Source organism: Nocardia fodinahabitans (assembly GCF_052983615.1).
Genome location: NZ_JBRJJC010000001.1, coordinates 4,967,438 through 4,982,708, shown reverse-complemented (window position 1 = coordinate 4,982,708; position 15,271 = coordinate 4,967,438). Strand labels below are relative to the sequence as shown.

19 protein-coding genes and 2 pseudogenes are annotated in these 15,271 nt (G+C 69.6%); 9 read left to right on the top strand and 12 right to left on the bottom strand.

From position 1 onward, the window contains the following. Positions 1-75 precede the first annotated feature (75 nt). The 3 genes and pseudogenes from NV348_RS23135 (at position 76) to NV348_RS23125 (ending at position 2,250) form a co-directional block, all read left to right on the top strand. Positions 76-933, top strand: a complete 858-nt coding sequence (locus NV348_RS23135; RefSeq protein WP_447148775.1) for a universal stress protein — start codon at positions 76-78, stop codon at positions 931-933. 233 nt (positions 934-1,166) lie between these two features. Continuing rightward, positions 1,167-1,601: pseudogene (locus NV348_RS23130) on the top strand (MgtC/SapB family protein); the annotation flags it as partial. 67 nt (positions 1,602-1,668) lie between these two features. Next, entirely contained in the window at positions 1,669-2,250 is a 582-nt protein-coding gene (locus NV348_RS23125) for a TerD family protein (protein ID WP_447148774.1), read from the top strand. Here the strand turns inward: NV348_RS23125 and NV348_RS23120 are convergent, their stop codons facing one another. Next, positions 2,251-3,105, bottom strand: a complete 855-nt coding sequence (locus NV348_RS23120; RefSeq protein ID WP_447148773.1) for an AraC family transcriptional regulator — start codon at positions 3,103-3,105, stop codon at positions 2,251-2,253. It lies immediately after the preceding gene. 145 nt (positions 3,106-3,250) lie between these two features. On the opposite strand from NV348_RS23120, the gene NV348_RS23115 reads away from it, so the two are divergent. From NV348_RS23115 to NV348_RS23105, 3 genes are all read left to right on the top strand, one after another. Then, positions 3,251-3,787, top strand: a complete 537-nt coding sequence (locus NV348_RS23115) for a carboxymuconolactone decarboxylase family protein (RefSeq protein WP_447148772.1) — start codon at positions 3,251-3,253, stop codon at positions 3,785-3,787. 121 nt (positions 3,788-3,908) lie between these two features. Next, positions 3,909-4,244 carry a hypothetical protein gene (locus NV348_RS23110; protein ID WP_447148771.1) on the top strand — a complete coding sequence of 112 codons (336 nt, stop codon included), beginning with the start codon at positions 3,909-3,911 and terminating at the stop codon, positions 4,242-4,244. A 39-nt stretch (positions 4,245-4,283) separates the two neighbouring features. Further along, positions 4,284-4,796 carry a DUF1990 domain-containing protein gene (locus NV348_RS23105; RefSeq protein WP_447148770.1) on the top strand — a complete coding sequence of 171 codons (513 nt, stop codon included), beginning with the start codon at positions 4,284-4,286 and terminating at the stop codon, positions 4,794-4,796. Positions 4,797-4,803: 7 nt separating this feature from the next. On the opposite strand, the pseudogene NV348_RS23100 reads toward NV348_RS23105, so the two are convergent. Next, positions 4,804-5,843, bottom strand: a pseudogene (locus NV348_RS23100) (beta-ketoacyl-ACP synthase 3). A gap of 89 nt (positions 5,844-5,932) precedes the next feature. On the opposite strand from NV348_RS23100, the gene NV348_RS23095 reads away from it, so the two are divergent. Further along, the gene (locus NV348_RS23095) at positions 5,933-6,514 is read left to right on the top strand and encodes a TetR/AcrR family transcriptional regulator (RefSeq protein WP_355276659.1); all 582 of its coding nucleotides are present in this window, start codon (positions 5,933-5,935) and stop codon (positions 6,512-6,514) included. Here the strand turns inward: NV348_RS23095 and NV348_RS23090 are convergent. The 8 genes from NV348_RS23090 to NV348_RS23055 form a co-directional block, all read right to left on the bottom strand. Beyond that, entirely contained in the window at positions 6,511-7,407 is an 897-nt protein-coding gene (locus NV348_RS23090) for an alpha/beta hydrolase fold domain-containing protein (RefSeq protein WP_447148769.1), read from the bottom strand. The two genes, NV348_RS23095 and NV348_RS23090, sit on opposite strands and share 4 nt — an antisense overlap. A gap of 58 nt (positions 7,408-7,465) precedes the next feature. Continuing rightward, the gene (locus tag NV348_RS23085) at positions 7,466-8,014 is read right to left on the bottom strand and encodes a YaeQ family protein (RefSeq protein ID WP_447148768.1); all 549 of its coding nucleotides are present in this window, start codon (positions 8,012-8,014) and stop codon (positions 7,466-7,468) included. Positions 8,015-8,036: 22 nt separating this feature from the next. Further along, positions 8,037-8,378, bottom strand: coding sequence for an MmcQ/YjbR family DNA-binding protein (locus NV348_RS23080; protein ID WP_447148767.1), 342 nt, complete (start codon positions 8,376-8,378; stop codon positions 8,037-8,039). A gap of 30 nt (positions 8,379-8,408) precedes the next feature. After that, positions 8,409-8,927, bottom strand: coding sequence for a hypothetical protein (locus NV348_RS23075; RefSeq protein WP_447148766.1), 519 nt, complete (start codon positions 8,925-8,927; stop codon positions 8,409-8,411). 112 nt (positions 8,928-9,039) lie between these two features. Beyond that, a complete protein-coding gene (locus NV348_RS23070; protein WP_447148765.1) occupies positions 9,040-9,915 on the bottom strand; it encodes a metal ABC transporter permease in 876 nt (291 codons plus the stop codon). A 10-nt stretch (positions 9,916-9,925) separates the two neighbouring features. Further along, entirely contained in the window at positions 9,926-10,657 is a 732-nt protein-coding gene (locus NV348_RS23065) for a metal ABC transporter ATP-binding protein (RefSeq protein WP_447148764.1), read from the bottom strand. Then, positions 10,654-11,598, bottom strand: coding sequence for a metal ABC transporter substrate-binding protein (locus NV348_RS23060; RefSeq protein WP_447148763.1), 945 nt, complete (start codon positions 11,596-11,598; stop codon positions 10,654-10,656). The genes NV348_RS23065 and NV348_RS23060 overlap by 4 nt, the downstream gene beginning before the upstream one ends. Before the next feature lie 67 nt (positions 11,599-11,665). Further along, positions 11,666-12,076 (bottom strand): cupin domain-containing protein, encoded by a 411-nt coding sequence (locus NV348_RS23055; RefSeq protein WP_447148762.1) that lies wholly within the window; start codon positions 12,074-12,076, stop codon positions 11,666-11,668. Between the two features lie 37 nt (positions 12,077-12,113). On the opposite strand from NV348_RS23055, the gene NV348_RS23050 reads away from it, so the two are divergent. Both NV348_RS23050 and NV348_RS23045 read left to right on the top strand, forming a co-directional pair. Next, positions 12,114-12,575, top strand: coding sequence for a MarR family winged helix-turn-helix transcriptional regulator (locus tag NV348_RS23050; protein WP_447151126.1), 462 nt, complete (start codon positions 12,114-12,116; stop codon positions 12,573-12,575). Positions 12,576-12,760: 185 nt separating this feature from the next. Further along, entirely contained in the window at positions 12,761-12,991 is a 231-nt protein-coding gene (locus NV348_RS23045) for a hypothetical protein (protein WP_447148761.1), read from the top strand. Here NV348_RS23045 and NV348_RS23040 read toward each other — a convergent pair whose 3' ends face one another. Beyond that, entirely contained in the window at positions 12,992-14,416 is a 1,425-nt protein-coding gene (locus NV348_RS23040; protein ID WP_447148760.1) for an amidase, read from the bottom strand. A 99-nt stretch (positions 14,417-14,515) separates the two neighbouring features. Then, positions 14,516-15,217 carry a DUF8020 domain-containing protein gene (locus NV348_RS23035; RefSeq protein WP_447148759.1) on the bottom strand — a complete coding sequence of 234 codons (702 nt, stop codon included), beginning with the start codon at positions 15,215-15,217 and terminating at the stop codon, positions 14,516-14,518. Positions 15,218-15,271 lie beyond the last annotated feature (54 nt).

Sequence of the window (15,271 nt, the reverse complement as noted above, 5' to 3'; positions counted from 1 at the left end):
CCCTGCGGCCCAGGCCCTGTGGCCCTGTCCCGGTCTGATGGCCCGGACGCACGGTGGAGAGGACAGGAGGCCGCCATGTCCCTTCCCGAGTATCCTTGCCGCCCGGTCGTCGTCGGTGTCGACGGTTCGGCGCAGGCGCTGATGGCGGTGCGCTGGGCCGCGGAGTACGCCGCCCACCATCGAGCACCGGTGGAGCTGGTCTCCGCCATCGAGGTCCCGATCGACTACGGGCCCGGACTCAGCGGTCCGCTCTTCGACGGCGAAGCGCTCTACGCCCACGGCGAATCGGTGGTCGCGGAGGCGGCGGCGCTCATCGACCACGATCAGCTCACCGTCGGCACGACCGTCGAGATCGGGGACGCGCGCGCGATACTGCGAGACCACAGCGAACGGGCCCGGCTGGTGGTCGTCGGCAGCCGCGGCTTCGGCGCGTTGCGGCGCACCCTGCTCGGCTCGGTCAGCACCGCGATCGCCCGGCACGCGGCGTGCCCGGTGGCGGTGGTGCCGGAATCGCCGGTCACCACCGGTGCGGTGGTCGTCGGCGTGGACGGTTCCGGCGTCAGCGCGGACGCGATCGCGCAGGCCTTCGACGAGGCGAACCGGCGCGGTGTCCGGGTGATCGCGGTGCACGCCTGGTCGGAGTTCTTCCGCTACGAATCGCGGCCGACGATGCGCGCCGAAGCCGAAGCGGAACTCTCCGCGAGCCTGGCCGGCTACCGCGAGAAATACCCCGACGTCCGCGTCGAGCGCATCGCCGTCGAGGACCGCCCAGCGCGCGCGATCCTCACCGCCGCCGCGGGCGCCCAGCTGATCGTCGTCGGCAGTCACGGCCGCGGCGGTTTCGCCGACGCCGCCCTCGGCTCGGTCGCCCAAGCCGTCCTCCACGGCGCCACCTGCCCCCTGCTCATCACCCGCCCGGAATCCCCCCACTGACCGGGACCGCAGTGTGATCCACGCCCTAAACGGGTTGCGCGATCGCGGAGCCGGGAGTTGACTGCTCGACGGCCCGAGGGCTGCCGAGTGGCAGCGAACCGTGGGGGTCGTGTGAGGAGGTGGTTGTCGTGTCCGACGGAAGTCCTGGGGCTGTGCTGTCCCTCGTTCACACGGTGGTCGCCTCCGCGTCTGTGCGGTAGCGGCGCCGCCTCACGCCGGAAGGTGTGGTCGTCATGTCGACTCTGGAAATGCTGCTCCGCCTCGGTGCGGGAATCGGTCTCGGTGCGCTGATCGGGATCGAGCGTCAGTATCGTGCCCGGATGGCCGGGCTGCGGACAAATGCGCTCGTCGCCGCGGGGTCCGCGTTGTTCGTTCTTCTGTCCGTCAATGGTTTTCACGGTGGTGATGCCGATCCGACGCGGGTGGCGGCGCAAATCGTCTCCGGGATCGGGTTTCTCGGGGCCGGGGTGATCCTGCGGGACGGGGTCAATATCCGTGGGCTGAATACCGCGGCCACGCTGTGGTGCGCGGCGGCGGTGGGCGCGCTCGCCGGTGCGGGCATGTACGCCACCGCGGCGGCGGGCACCGTCGCCGTCGTCGTCACCAATGTGGCGCTGCGCGCGGCCGGGCGCGCGGTGGATCGGCAGCCGGAATCCGAACCGGCCGCCGGGTGACGCGGCGCGGGGTCAATTCTGTTGCCCTGCAGCCCGCTCCGCGAGTCCGTAGCCTGGAATCGTGATTACGCTGAAGAAGGAAGACGGCGCGGCCGACCTCGCCGGCATCACCAAGATGAGTGTGGGGGTGAGCTGGGATCCGTCGGCCGGATCCAGCGGTGGCCTGCTCGGGATCGCGCGGCGCAAGCGGGGTGTCGACCTGGATCTGATCGCCATCCTGCTGCAGGGTGGCGAACCCGTCCGGTTCGCCGGGCTGGATTCGCTGAATCCGCTGGGCAACGGTTCGGTGGTGCACACCGGTGACGAGCAGACCGGCGCCGCCGCGGGCGACGACGAGACCGTGCACGTCACCTTCGCCGACGTCCCGTCCGGCATCGACGCGATCGTGTTCGTCGCCGCCGCCTTCAAGAAGGGCACCTCGTTCGAGAAGGCCAACAACGTCTCGTTCAAGATCTACGACGCCACCGGCACCGACAGCCAGCCGGTCGCCGATATCTGGCCCTCGCTGCTCGGCCAGGAGAACGCCAACGCCATCGCCAGGGCGTTCCGCAACGGCCCGGTCTGGCAGCTGGAAGTGCTCGACCGCAAGGGCAAGATCAAGCAGGGCGACCGCCAGGCACTGCTGCGCTTCGCGATCCAGTAGTCAGTCGCTCAGCTCGGCCAGCCAGGCCGTCGGCGACCTGCCGACCCGCTGGGTGAAGACCCGGGACAGGGCCGAACTGTTGGCGTAACCGAGCTCGGCGGCAACGACTTTCACCGAGTGACCGGTCTGCAGACGCAGCTGGGCGAGCGTGAGCCGCCATGCGGTCAGGTAGTCCAGCGGCGTCTGCCCGAGGACTGCCCGGAACCGGGCGGCGAAGGCGCTGCGCGACATCGCGGCGTGCCGAGCCATGCTCGCGAGTGTCCAATTGTCGCCCGGCGCTTCGTGCATGGCGAGCAGCGTGGGGGCGAGCTGGGGATCGGCGATTCCGGTGAGCAGGCCGGGCGGCATCGCGACATCGCCCGGGTGATCGAGCAGCCAGCGCAGCAGTTGCAGGAGCACCACTTCGAAGAGGCGATCCGCGAGCACCCGATGCCCGCACCGATGCCGGTCGATCTCGCCGAACAACAACTCCAACGCCTGATCGAGCCCGTCGACCCGCGCGAGCGGAACGACCACCACCGCAGGCAGCGCCCGGGCCAGCGGATGATCCGGCCCGCCGTCGAAATCGACCGTGGCGCAGGCGAAATCGGTATCACCGTGGGCGTCGGTGTGGAAGACGTGCGCCAGCGGCCGGGGGTAGAACAGCACGCTCGGCTCGGTCACCGCCAGCCGGTGCGGCGCTCCGAGCGGATCACGATGCTCGACGGTCAGCAGTCCGGCGCGGATCAGGTGCAGGAACCCCCGCCCCTGCTCGGCGCCGAATCGCGTGACCCCGCACAGCGGTCCGGTGTGCAGCACGTGTGCCCGCACCCGGAACTGTTCGAGCAGAGGTGACAGCCGGTCGACCGAAGACATCTCCCAAACTTAGACGATCCGGTACTCATTGCGGACTTTTCGTACCCGTTCAGCCGAGCTCGACGACGAAGCTGAAGACATGCCCAGGCATCCGCCGGAGCCGGTCGGCCCCCGGCGGCACCCCTCGCACCACGGAGGAATCACCATGTCGCATGTCTCGCTCATCGCCCGGACCGACACCACGGGCGGCACTCGCGAGCTGCTCGATCAGATCGACGGCGCTTTCGGCACCACCCCGGCCATGTTCCGGGCGGTGGCGAATTCGCCCGCGGCGCTGCGCAGTATGTGGGGATCGTTCCAAGCACTCGGCGACGGCACCTTCGGCCCGGCGCTGACCGAACTGATCGCGGTAGCCGTGGCCAATCGCAACAGTTGCGAATATTGCCTGGCCGCGCACACCGGCCTCGGCCGCAAGGCCGGACTGTCCGCCGCCGCGTTGGCCTCGGCCCAGATCGGCGCCGCCGACGACCCCAAGACCGCCGCACTGCTCGGACTCGCACTGGAGCTGGTCGAGCAGCGCGGAAACGTCGGCGACGAGCACTTCGACCGGGCCCGCGCCCTGGGCTGGACCGACGCCGAGCTCGTCGAACTCATCGCGCACGTGGCACTGAATCTGTTCACCAACTACGTGAACGTGGCGCTGCGCGTGCCGGTCGACTTCCCGGCGGTCGCCCTGCGATAGCGCGCCTGCGATCCGCCGGACGGCCGACCCCGCCCGGCGGATCGGAGTGACTTTGCGAAGTTTGGTCAAGGGCACTCGATTTCGGTGTTCCCTGAATAGTTGCTGGGCTACCGTTTCCCGCATGGACGACATCGAGTTGGATTTGCCGAGCGTCGCTTCTGCCCATAACGCCGGACGAATTCTGGAAATCGGCGCGGTCGGTCTGCGCAACCCGCTCCCCGTCGACGGTGAGCAGACACACGCCTACGTGTCCTGCGTCGACGGCACCACCCTGCGGCTGCCGGATTCGCTGCGGAACTGGGCGATGCAGACCCTCGCGGCGAACTACGACCTACGCTCCACCGGCCTACCCTCCCTGTTCCCGTGCCGATTCGAATTCGGCATCCGCGACGGCGCCGCGTACGCGATCCCGGTCACCGAGAAGCGAGCACAGCGCACCCCACAGCCCACCGCCTGAACCCCACGGCGGCGGGCGGCGAACTCTATCGTCGAGGCCATGCCCGAGGCACTCACCTATCACCCGGCGGGGGCAACCTGCCCCGCCGAGGAATCCTGGACGACGGAACTCCCCGGGTTCCGCCGGTTCGAGACATCGGTGGTGATCGGGCACGGCGACCACGCCTGGACCGCCGCGACCGAGACGATCCTGCACTGGGGCATCAAGCGCCGCAGCGGTTTTCGCGTGGCGCCCGACACCCCGGTGACGACCGGCGCCGACTACCGGATCACGGCGGGCTTCGGCCCGATCGTCGTGCACGAGCCGGTCCGGGTGGTGGCGGTGGTCGACACCGACGACCGATGCGGCTTCGCCTACGGCACCCTGCCCGGCCACCCGGTGACCGGCGAGGAGGCGTTCGTGGTGCAGCGGCGTCCCGACGGCGCCGTCGTACTCACGCTGCGGTCGCTGACCAGGCCCGCGCAGGCGGGCTACTGGCGCGCGGTGTTCCCGATCCTGCTGCTCGCCCAGCGCTGCTACCGTCGCCGGTACCTGCGCGCACTGGTGGACTGAGCACCGCTCAGGCGATGGGCGGCAGGTGCACCACCTGACCCGCGTAGGCCAGGCCCGCACCGAAGCCGAGCAGCAGCGCGGTGTCGCCCGGCTTCGCGCCGCCGGAGCGGAGCAGCTGCTCCATCGCCATCGGGATCGACGCGGCGCTGGTGTTGCCGGTCTCGATGATGTCGCGCGCGACGGCCACCGACTCGGGCAGGCCGAGAGAGTGCGCACCAGCGCGTCGGTGATGCGAATATTGGCCTGGTGCGGGACGAACGCGTCGAGATCGGCCGCCTCGACACCGGCGCGATCGAGCGCGGCCCGGCACGCCTTCTCCAGGAACGTCACGGCCCAGCGGAACACCTCGGTCCCGTTCATCCGGATGTACGGGCGCACCGACGTGCCACCGTTCGCCTCCGCGGCGGCAACTTCGGCGAAGTACTCGAGGAAGTCCTTGTCCTGTTTGATCGCCGAGGTCCGGCTGCCGTCCGAGCCCCAGGCGACCGGGCCGATGCCCTCCTGCTCGGCCGCGCCGACGACCACCGCGCCCGCCCCGTCGGCGAAGATGAACGCGCAGCTGCGGTCGGAGGTGTCGAGCAGGTCGGACAGGCGCTCCACACCGATCACCAGGACCTTGCGGGCCTGACCGGAGCGCACCAGGTTCGCGGCGTCGCCCAGGGCGTAGCAGAAGCCCGCGCAGCCGGCGGAGATGTCGTAGGCGGCGGTGTCGTCCATGCCGAGTTCGGTGGCCACGACCGCGCCCGCCGACGGACCGAGCACCATCTGCGACGACGTCGCGAGCACGACGACGTCGATCTCCGCGGCCGCCACGCCGGCCGCCGTCAGCGCGTCACGGGCCGCCGCGACGCTCATCCCGACGATGGTCTCGTCGGGCTCGGCCCAGTGCCGGGCGGCGATCCCGGAGCGGGTCTTGATCCACTCGTCGGTGGAATCGATGGCCTCGACGATCTCGGCGTTGGGCACGACCCGGCGCGGGCGGTACACGCCGAGGCCGAGAATTCCCGTATGGGTGACCGGAACTGCGGTGGCGATGGGGGTGGGCATGGCATCCTCTCCATATGAACCGATCGGTTCACGCTGGAATAGGTCTAACATGGACCGATCGGTTCAATCAAGGGTTGGGAGGAGATCGGATGGCAGCCGGACCACGCGCCCGACTGATCGAACACACCATCAGCACCGTCCAGCAGCACGGCGTCCACGCGGCCGCGCTCAGTGAACTGCTCAAACGCAGCAACACCTCACGCAATTCGCTGTATCAGCACTTCCCTTCGGGCAAGGGCGAATTGGTGCAGACCGCGGGCCGGATCGTCTCGCGGCTGGTCTACTCGCACGTGAGCACCATGGCCGACGCCCTGCAGACGGCGCCCTCGGTCCAGCAGTGGCTCACCGACCTGCTCGCCTTCTGGCGCATTCCGCTGGAGAAGTCCGACTACAGCGCGGGCTCGTTCATGATGGCCGCCGCGCTGGACGAACTCGATCCGGCCGTCCAGTCGATCGCGGGCCAGGCCTTCGCCGAATGGACCGCGCGCCTGGCCGACGGCATCGTCGCGACCGGCATCGAACGCGCCACCGCCGTCTCCCTGGCCGGCTTCCTGCTCACCACCATCGAGGGCACCATCGTGCACAGCCGTGCGCTCAAGTCCCCGCACCCGTTCGATCAGGCCGTCACCCAGCTCACCATCCTGCTCAACCTGCATCTGTCCCAGCGTTAGAGATGGGCGCGCAGCGTCTCGACGATGGTGCGGCGGGCGGCGGCGCCTTCGGGGGTGGGGGTCAGCGGATAGACGTGGACCAGGCCGTCGGCCTCGTGGTAGTCGACCTCGACGCCCGCCGCGCGCGCCTTGTCCACCAGCAACCGGGTGTCGGGGTTGAGGATGTCGTAGGTGCCGCTGAACACGGTGAGCGGGCCGAGGCCGGTGTGGTCGCCGAACAGCGGGCTGACCATCGGATCCTTCATCGGCAGCTCGCCGCTCCACAGTTCGCCGAAGACCAGGGCGCCGTCGCGACCCAGCCACGGATCGCGCGGCAGCACCTCGGTGATCTGCGGATTCTCCAGCGTGAGGTCGAGCGCGGGGGAGATCAGGACGGTTCGTGGCAGCGTGATCGACCGGGTGTCGCGCAGGTGCAGGGCCGTCGACAGGGCGATCTGGCCGCCCGCGGAATCCCCGGCCACGAAGGTGGTGCCGTGGCGCTGGGCACTCGCGGCGACGATCTCGGCGAACCGCGGAATCACCTGCGCGGCGGTTCCCGACGGGATCAGCGGGTAGATCGGCACCGTGACGGTCAGCCGCAACTGGGCGGCCAGCCGGGCCGCGAGCTGCCAGTGCTGTGGCGCGATCTCGCCGACCCAGCCACCACCGTGCGCGTAGACGAGCCCGCCGCGCGAGTCACCCTCGGCCGGGGTGAGCGTGTAGACCGGCCAGCCGCGATCCTCGACCATCGACACCGCCACCCCGCGCAACCGCTTGGGCGGGGCATAGTCCACCGGCGCCGCGCTCAGCTTGCGAACGTGCTCGCGCGCGACCTCGGCGTCGAGGTAGCGGCGATTGCGCCGGGTGATCCGCAGGAAGGCGGGGAGCACGATCCTGCTCATGACACTGGGCACCGGCAACCTCCTGGTCAATTGTCCGAACCGAGGATAGGCCACGGGCCCGGATCGCGGGTCAGACCTGGCCGAGCCGGTACTCGGTGATGTCGCCGCGCAGGCTGGTCCCGTTGAGGTCCAGGTAGAGCACGCCCTCGGTGACCGAGAGGCCGACGGTGTTGCGCCGATCGATCAGCGGCACGGCCGCGTCGATGAACCCGCGGTCGATGCCGTAGAGCGGGATGTCCTCGGCGCGGTGGATCTTCTTGCCCGCGTACTGCGCCAGCACCTTCGCCGGATCGCGATGGGTGTAGACCGCCGCGCGACCGGCCAGCTTGCTGCCGCGATGCACGCGCTCGGCGTCGGGCGCACCGACCTCGATCCAGGCGGTGACCCGGCCGGTGAGATCCCGGATCTGCACGGCGGGTTCGTCGGTGGCCGAGATGCCACCCTCGCTGAAGACGATGCCCTCCTCGTACTGCAGGCAGTAGGCGAGGAGGCGGGTGAGCATGTACTCGGGGGTTTCCGACGGATGACGGGCGACCCGCAGCTCGAGGTCCTCGTAGACGCCACGGTCGACGTCGGCGAGCTGGACGGCGAAATGATGCAGGGTTGCGCTGAGTGCCATAGGAGTTCCGAGGCTACCGTGGCTACTGATCCACGTTCTCGAGCAGGGCCCGCGGCGCGGCCAGCCGCCAGGAGTCGGTGACGATCGCCGTCAGTTCCGCGCGATCGTCCAGGGCGGCCAGCCGAACCCGGACCCACGGATTGCCCGCCTCGTGCGCGGCGATCCAGAACTTGTCCGGCTCGGCGACGACCAGTTCGTCACGGTCCACGATCGGGCAGCGCACCGCCATGGAGGTCTCGTCCTCGGGCAGCGTCAGGAACAGCTTGCCAGCGACCTTGAAAATCGGCATGCCCCAGGCGAACTGCTCCACCGTCTCCGGTAGCGCGGCGACGATCGCCCGGACATCCTCCCCAGTGGCCTTCATGGCCGTCATCTTGCCAGCAGCCGCCGACACTCACCGCTCGGCCAGCAGTGCCTTCCACCGTTCCCCGACCGGTCGCGCGACGGGTGCGGCCCAGGGCGGCAGGGTCGCCCGGCGGCAGAACGCGACCGGCTCCGCGGTGCGGGAAACCCCGAACCAGGCGGTGGACGCGGGCCGGTCCAGCAGCGTGATGACCGCGACCGACACCACGGCGGCGGGCAGGGTGAACAAGCCGAACAGCGCGACGCCGACGATCAGCGCCGACCCGTACCACCCCAGCGCGTGCACGTACCGGCTGCGGTTGGCGAATTCGCTCGTGAGCACCGCGAGCAGCACCGTGGCGATCGCGGCGGCGTAGGCGAAGCCCGCGTAGCGCAACAGCGGCGAATCGGCCGGTAGCAGTTGCGTGGCCGGGATGGTCACGAGCGCGAGACCGGTGCAGTAGACGGCCTGCCACACCGCCAGTTGCTGGGCCCGCCGGACCTCGCGCGGACGCCCGTCGGGCGCGTCCAGCGAGAGGGCGACGGAATCGAGAATCCCGAGTCCGAACATCGAGCGACCTTTCCCCACGTGCCGCAGCGGCCGACAGCCGGAGGCAACTGGAACATGTTCCAGATCACATGGTGCGTCGCGCATCGTTGTCCGCGCGGCGGATTCGCCGAAATCAGCTCGCGACGGCGACTTTCGCGCGCGCCCGCGCGGCGGTCAGCCTGCGGCCGATGATGCCGTGCCGGGGCGCGAACAGGTAGACGAGCGTGAAGGCCACGCCCTGGGTGACCACCACCATGCCGCCCGCGGCGGTGTCGAGGTGGTAGCTCAGGTAGAGACCGGTCACCGCGCACACCACCGACACCGTCGGCGCGATGATCAGCATCCGGGCGAACCGGTCGGTCAGCAGGTACGCCGTCGCGCCCGGGATGATCAGCATGGCCACCACCAGCACCACGCCGACGGCTTGCAGCGCCACCACCGAGGTCAGCGCGAGCAGCGCCAGCAGCGCGGTGCCGAGGATCCGGGGGTTCAGCCCGATGGCGTGCGCGTGGGTGGCGTCGAAGGCGTAGAGGGTGAAGTCGCGGCGCTTCAGCACCAGCGCCGCCAGCACGATGGCGGCCAGGATCATGATCTGGATCATCTCGCCGCGGCTGACGCCGAGCAGGTTGCCGAACACGATGTGGTTCAGGTCGGTCTGGCTCGGCGTCACCGACACCAGCACCAGGCCGAACGCGAACAGGGTCGTGAACACGATGCCGATCGCGGCGTCCTCCTTCACCCGGCTGGTATCGCGGACGACGCCGATCAGCGCGACCGCGAGGAAGCCGAAGATCACCGCGCCGACCGCGAACGGCCAGCCGACGATGTAGGCCAGCACCACGCCGGGCAGCACCGCGTGCGAGACGGCGTCGCCCATCAGCGACCAGCCGATCAGCACCAGCCAGCACGACAGCACCGCGCACACCACCGCCGCGGTCACGGTGGTCGCGAGCGCGCGCACCATGAACTCGTAGCGCAGTGGATCGAGGAAGAATTCTTCGAGGCTCATCGGTTCTTCCTCACGCGTCCACGTCGAGCCCGAAGGCCTTGGCCAGGTTCTCCGGTCGCAACACCACATCGGGGTCGCCGTGCTCGAGCACCCGGCGGTTGAGCAGCACGGCCTCGTCGGCCAGTTGTGGGAGGGCGTGTAGGTCGTGCGTCGACACCAGGATCGTCGCGCCGTCGGCGGCGAGTTCGCGCAGCAGCGCGGTGATGGTGGCCTCCGAGCGCTTGTCGACGCCGGCGAACGGCTCGTCGAGCAACAGGATCGTGGCTTCCTGCGCGATCCCGCGGGCCACGAACGTCCGCTTCTTCTGACCGCCGGAGAGCTGGCCGATCTGACGATCGGCGAGTTCGGTGAGGTCGACGCGGGCCAGCGCCTCGGCGACGGCGGCCCGATCGGCCTTGCTCGCCCGGCGGGTGAAGCCCATCTTCCCGTAGCGGCCGGTCATCACGACATCGCGCACCGACAGCGGGAAGCTCCAGTCCACGTCCTCGGACTGCGGCACGTAGCCGAGGCTGCCCGCCTTGCGGGCCGCGACGGGCGCGCTGCCGTTGATCAGCACGCGGCCGCGGTCGGGGGTGACCAGCCCCATGATCGTCTTGAACAACGTCGACTTGCCCGAGCCGTTCATCCCGATCAGGCCGCAGACCCGGCCGGATTTCAGGGTCAGTTCGACATTGTCGAGAGCGAGCACGTCACCGTAGCGAACGGTGACGTCCTGGATCTCGACGACAGGCGCGGTGGTCATTTCGGGGCTCCGGCGAGTGCGGTGGCGATGGTGTTCGCATCGTGGCGGATGAGTTCGAGGTAGGTCGGCACCGGGCCGTCCGCCTCGGAGAGCGAGTCGACGTAGAGCGTGCCACCGAAACGGGCGCCGGTGGCTTCGACCACGCGTTGCATCGGCGCGTCGGAGACGGTCGACTCGCAGAACACGGCGGGCACGCCGCGCTGGCGGACGAAATCGATGGCCGAGCCGATCTGCTGCGGCGTCGCCTGCTGCTCGGCGTTGACCGGCCAGATGTACTTCTCGGTGAGACCGGTGTCGCGGGCCAGGTAGGAGAACGCGCCCTCGCAGGTCACCAGCGCCCGCTGATCGGCGGGCAGGGTGTTCACGGCGGCGACCAGATCGTCGCGGACGGCGCCGAGCTGGGCCTTGTAGGCGGCGCCGTTGGCACGGTAGGCCTCGGCGTGGTCGGGGTCGAGGTCGGTGAAGGCGCGGACCATGTTGTCGACGTAGATCTGCGCGTTCACCGGCGACATCCACGCGTGCGGATTCGGCTTGCCGCGGTAGGCGTCCTCGCCGATGTCCATCGGGGTCACCCCCTCGCTGACCACCGCGTGCGGCACCTTCAGATCGGCGACGAACTGGGCGAACCAGGCCTCCAGATTGAGCCCGTTGTCCAGAATCAGATCAGCCTTGGCCGCCTTCTTGATGTCGCCGGGCGTCGGCTCGTAGCCGTGGATCTCGGCGCCGACCTTGGTGATGGACTCGACCCGCAGATGCTCGCCGGCGACGTTGCGCGCCATGTCGGCGAGCACGGTGAAGGTGGTGAGCACCACCTTCTTCCCGTCGTCATCGGCGGTGACTCCACCGCACGCGGTCAGCGAGAACGCCAGGACACCCAGAACAGCCGCCGCGACGAACCTGTGCCGCGGCGAACCCGGCGTGCGGTGAAACCCAACCTTCATTCCAGAATTATATTGTTCGGGTTACCGAACTTTCAAGTTCAACGGCAGGAACAGACGCTGCGACGGTTCAGGATGCCCAGGGCGGGACGAAAGTCGAGCCATCGGGCAGTTCCGCGGAGAAGCCGACGCGAACCGACACCAGCAGGACCGCGGGCTCGGCGGTCGCATTGGTGAGGCCGATCGTCGACCCGGCGGGCGCGACGGCGGCGTCACCCTGCTTCATCGGCGCCGTGTCGCCATCGATGGTGATCTCGACCTCGCCGGCGAGCAGCACGAAGGTCTCCTCCCCCAGGATGCGGTGCGCGACACCCGCCGAATCGGGCGCGACCTCGGTCTGCCAGACGCAGAGTTCGGCACTGCCGGTGCCGGGGCGGATGAGCGAGGTGAACCGGGCGTTGTGGATCTCGTGAACCTGAGCGTCTTCGGAACGGATGACCGGCATGGGCGCCTCTTTCGGATAGTCAATTAGCTTGTCCATATAGTCAAGTAGATTGACTATCATGTCAAGTGCCAGAATGGCCGCTGTGCCCGAGAAACCGCCACCCGCAACCGATCTACCCCTGTTGCTGCTGGCAGCGGCGGCCGAGGTGAGCACGGCGATCCAGGCGGGCGTCACCGGCGCGGGCTTCACCGACATCCGCCCGGCACACGGATTCGCGTTCGTCCGGATGGCGCCCGACGGCGCCACCGTGGGCGAGATCGCCGAGCATCTGGGCGTCACCAAGCAGGCGGCCAGCCAGCTGGTCGACGAGCTGGTCACCAAGGGCTACGCCGACCGCAACCCGCATCCCCGCGACGCGCGCGCCCGCTTGATCACCCTCACCGACCGCGGCTGGGCCTGCACCAGAGCCGCCGACGCGGCCGCCGCCGAATTCGCCGCGCGCTGGGCGGACACCCTCGGCCCCGCGACCTTCGCGCAGACCAGAAACGCCATCGCCCGGATGGTCACGCCCGGCCGCGTGCGCCCGTCGTGGTGATCGTTACCGGGCGATGACGGGTAACGGTTAATCCGAAGAACAGGATTTTCAAAAGAACCCGCGTAGTGTCGCGTCGCGCGGCATACTCGGCAGCGAGCGGTGACGCGCCACCGCGGCATCCGGACCATCGGACCGGACGCGCCTCGTCAGTCAATCACCGTTTTCGCACTCCCGACAGGATCGTCATGTCTTCCCTCGCCACCGTCGCCACGGTCGACACCATCACCCGCCACAAGTACGAGCGGTTGCAGTACACCGGCTCGGCGGGTGTCATCGCCTCGCTCGAGGACCCACGCCTGGTCGGCCGCTGGCACACCGAATTCCCCGGCTGGCACGGCGAGCACTGGGCGTTCGAGGCGGGCACCGTCAGCCCGGGCCGGCTGCGCCCGATCAATGTCGCGGTACGCCAGAGCTGATCAGGCCGCGCCCTCGGCCGCCGTCCGGTCGACGATGCGCGGGAACGGACTCGCCGCCTCCAGCTGGTAGGCCAGGTCGAGCAGCGATCGCTCGTCGCCCCGGCGGGCGGCGAGCTGGATCGAGCCGGGCAGCCCGTGCGGGAGCAGACCGTGCGGCAGCGACACCGCGGGCCCGCCGCCGACATTGTTGAGCGGGGTGAAGCCCACGTAGTCGACCAGCTTCGTGAACAGCTCGTCGAAGGGCTGGCCCGGCGCCAGCTCGCCGATCCGCGGCGCCGGATGCGAGAGCACCGGGGTGAGCAGCACGTCGGCATCGGTGAAGTGCCGGTCGTAGGTGGCGGTTCCGGACCGTAGCCGCCAGGTGGACGCGGCCACCCCGAGCGGATTGCGTTTGGCCAGCCCGATCAGGCCGTTGGTGAACGGATCGAGTTTGCCCGCGTCGAAGTGATCGCGGTGGCCGAACCGGAACGACAGCGTCATCGCGGCGGCCATCATGGCCCAGTACCGCTTGAAGTCCTCGACGAACCGCGGTTCCACGTCGAGCCGCATCTCGACGACCTCGTGGCCGAGACCCGCCAGAATCTGCGCCGCCGACGCGAGCACCGCGGCATTGTCGGGGTGCACCGGGCGGCCGAGCACGTCCTCGCTGATCACCCCGATCCGCAGCCGCCGCGCGCTCGGCCCCTCGACCAGGCCGATCGGCGTCAGCTTCGGGTTGGCGCCGAACCGCTCGACGGCGGCCAGATAGTGCGCGGTGTCGCGCACCGACCGGGTCACCACGCCCTCGGTGACCAGGTGCACCGGCAGTTGCCGGGCGCCCGGCTGGTCGAGCAACCGGTTGCGGGTCGGCTTCAGCCCGACCAGGCCGTTGGCCGCGGCCGGGATCCGGATCGAGCCGCCACCGTCGTTGGCGTGCGCGATCGGCACGACCCCGGCCGCGACCAGCGCCGCCGAACCACCCGAGGACGCACCCGCGGAGTATTCGATGTTCCACGGATTGCGGGTCGGCGCCCGGCCGGTGAACTCGGTGCTGGCGGTGAGCCCGAACTCCGGCAGCGTCGACTTGCCGATGACGACCACGCCCGAATGCAGGAACTGCGCGCCGGGACCGCTGGTCGCGGTGGCCGCCCGCGGGGTGAACGCGGCCGACCCGTGGCAGCTGGGCAGCCCCGCGATATCGGTGTTGTCCTTGACGAAGGCGGGCACGCCGGCGAACACGCCCGCGGTCTCCGGCGTCGACGCGGCCCGCTCGAAGCAGGCCACCTGCACCGCGTCCAGACTCGGATCCACCCGCCGGGTCCGCGCGATCGCGGCCTCGAGCACCTCGGCCCGGCTGACCTCCCCCGCGCGCAACGCCGCGGCGACCCCGACGGCATCCAGCATGCCGAGCGCATCATCGGTGAATCCATGGACGGTAGTGCTCATAGCCGCAGCGTAATGCGTTCCGGCAGCCATTTGCGGCGGTAACGAATTTCCTCGGGAAACCCTTAGAGTCCCGCGACCGGCGGGCCGCGGGACCCTCGCCTACTTGGCGGGCGGGGTGAACGGCTGGTTGATCGTGGTGAAGTACTGGATCGCCGCACCGAGCGCGACCGGAGCGGTCACGAAGATCTGTCCCGCCACGGTGCCGAGGGCACCGATGGCGAGGACACCACCGATACAGCCGACCGCGGCGGCGGGCAGGAACGGGCCGAACAGTCCGACGATGGTGGCCGAGGCGACGGTCGCGCCGATGATGCCGCCGAGCACGCAGCCGACGGCGGCGCCGCCGAGCCCGCCGACGAGGGTGCCGATCGAAGCACCGAGGGAGAGGGTGCTGGTCATCCGTGACCAGGCGGCCTGTTCACGGTCGTATTCGGACTTCCACGGTGCCTTGTCCTCGAAGGGCAGGGCGACGGGCTTGTAGACGGCCTTGTCCATGCTCAGCTGGGGCGTGAGGGTGGCGGTGCGGCCGGTGATCTCGGCGGCGATCGGGAACTCGAAATCATCGACCGCGAAGGTCAGCGGCGTCGCGGCCACGACGGTGCCCGCCGCGTTGCGCACCTGCAACGCGCCGTTGTCCACCACCAGCGCGCCCTGCTCGACCTCGATGATCGACGCGGTCTCGGTGGCGTGGGCCGTGAACGAGACCGGCCGCTCCGGCTGCTGAGCCTGCGCCGGGCCGGTGGCCACCGTCAACGCCGCCAGCGAAAGCACGGCGGGCACAACGAATTTCCTCATCAACATGCGGTCTTTCCTCATCATTTCCGGTCGAGCGAGCGCTCGACTGTCGCCATTCTA

Excerpts from the sequence above, each read along its gene's own strand:
- NV348_RS23095 (WP_355276659.1), top strand. The coding sequence starts at position 5,933 with ATGGCAGCCGGACCACGCGCCCGACTGATCGAACACACCATCAGCACC.
- NV348_RS23075 (WP_447148766.1), bottom strand. The coding sequence starts at position 8,927 with ATGTTCGGACTCGGGATTCTCGATTCCGTCGCCCTCTCGCTGGACGCG.
- NV348_RS23060 (WP_447148763.1), bottom strand. The coding sequence starts at position 11,598 with ATGAAGGTTGGGTTTCACCGCACGCCGGGTTCGCCGCGGCACAGGTTC.
- NV348_RS23085 (WP_447148768.1), bottom strand. The coding sequence starts at position 8,014 with ATGGCACTCAGCGCAACCCTGCATCATTTCGCCGTCCAGCTCGCCGAC.
- NV348_RS23055 (WP_447148762.1), bottom strand. The coding sequence starts at position 12,076 with ATGGACAAGCTAATTGACTATCCGAAAGAGGCGCCCATGCCGGTCATC.
- NV348_RS23050 (WP_447151126.1), top strand. The coding sequence starts at position 12,114 with ATGGCCGCTGTGCCCGAGAAACCGCCACCCGCAACCGATCTACCCCTG.
- NV348_RS23120 (WP_447148773.1), bottom strand. The coding sequence starts at position 3,105 with ATGTCTTCGGTCGACCGGCTGTCACCTCTGCTCGAACAGTTCCGGGTG.
- NV348_RS23135 (WP_447148775.1), top strand. The coding sequence starts at position 76 with ATGTCCCTTCCCGAGTATCCTTGCCGCCCGGTCGTCGTCGGTGTCGAC.
- NV348_RS23105 (WP_447148770.1), top strand. The coding sequence starts at position 4,284 with ATGCCCGAGGCACTCACCTATCACCCGGCGGGGGCAACCTGCCCCGCC.
- NV348_RS23080 (WP_447148767.1), bottom strand. The coding sequence starts at position 8,378 with ATGAAGGCCACTGGGGAGGATGTCCGGGCGATCGTCGCCGCGCTACCG.
- NV348_RS23045 (WP_447148761.1), top strand. The coding sequence starts at position 12,761 with ATGTCTTCCCTCGCCACCGTCGCCACGGTCGACACCATCACCCGCCAC.
- NV348_RS23110 (WP_447148771.1), top strand. The coding sequence starts at position 3,909 with ATGGACGACATCGAGTTGGATTTGCCGAGCGTCGCTTCTGCCCATAAC.
- NV348_RS23065 (WP_447148764.1), bottom strand. The coding sequence starts at position 10,657 with ATGACCACCGCGCCTGTCGTCGAGATCCAGGACGTCACCGTTCGCTAC.
- NV348_RS23070 (WP_447148765.1), bottom strand. The coding sequence starts at position 9,915 with ATGAGCCTCGAAGAATTCTTCCTCGATCCACTGCGCTACGAGTTCATG.
- NV348_RS23035 (WP_447148759.1), bottom strand. The coding sequence starts at position 15,217 with ATGTTGATGAGGAAATTCGTTGTGCCCGCCGTGCTTTCGCTGGCGGCG.
- NV348_RS23115 (WP_447148772.1), top strand. The coding sequence starts at position 3,251 with ATGTCGCATGTCTCGCTCATCGCCCGGACCGACACCACGGGCGGCACT.
- NV348_RS23040 (WP_447148760.1), bottom strand. The coding sequence starts at position 14,416 with ATGAGCACTACCGTCCATGGATTCACCGATGATGCGCTCGGCATGCTG.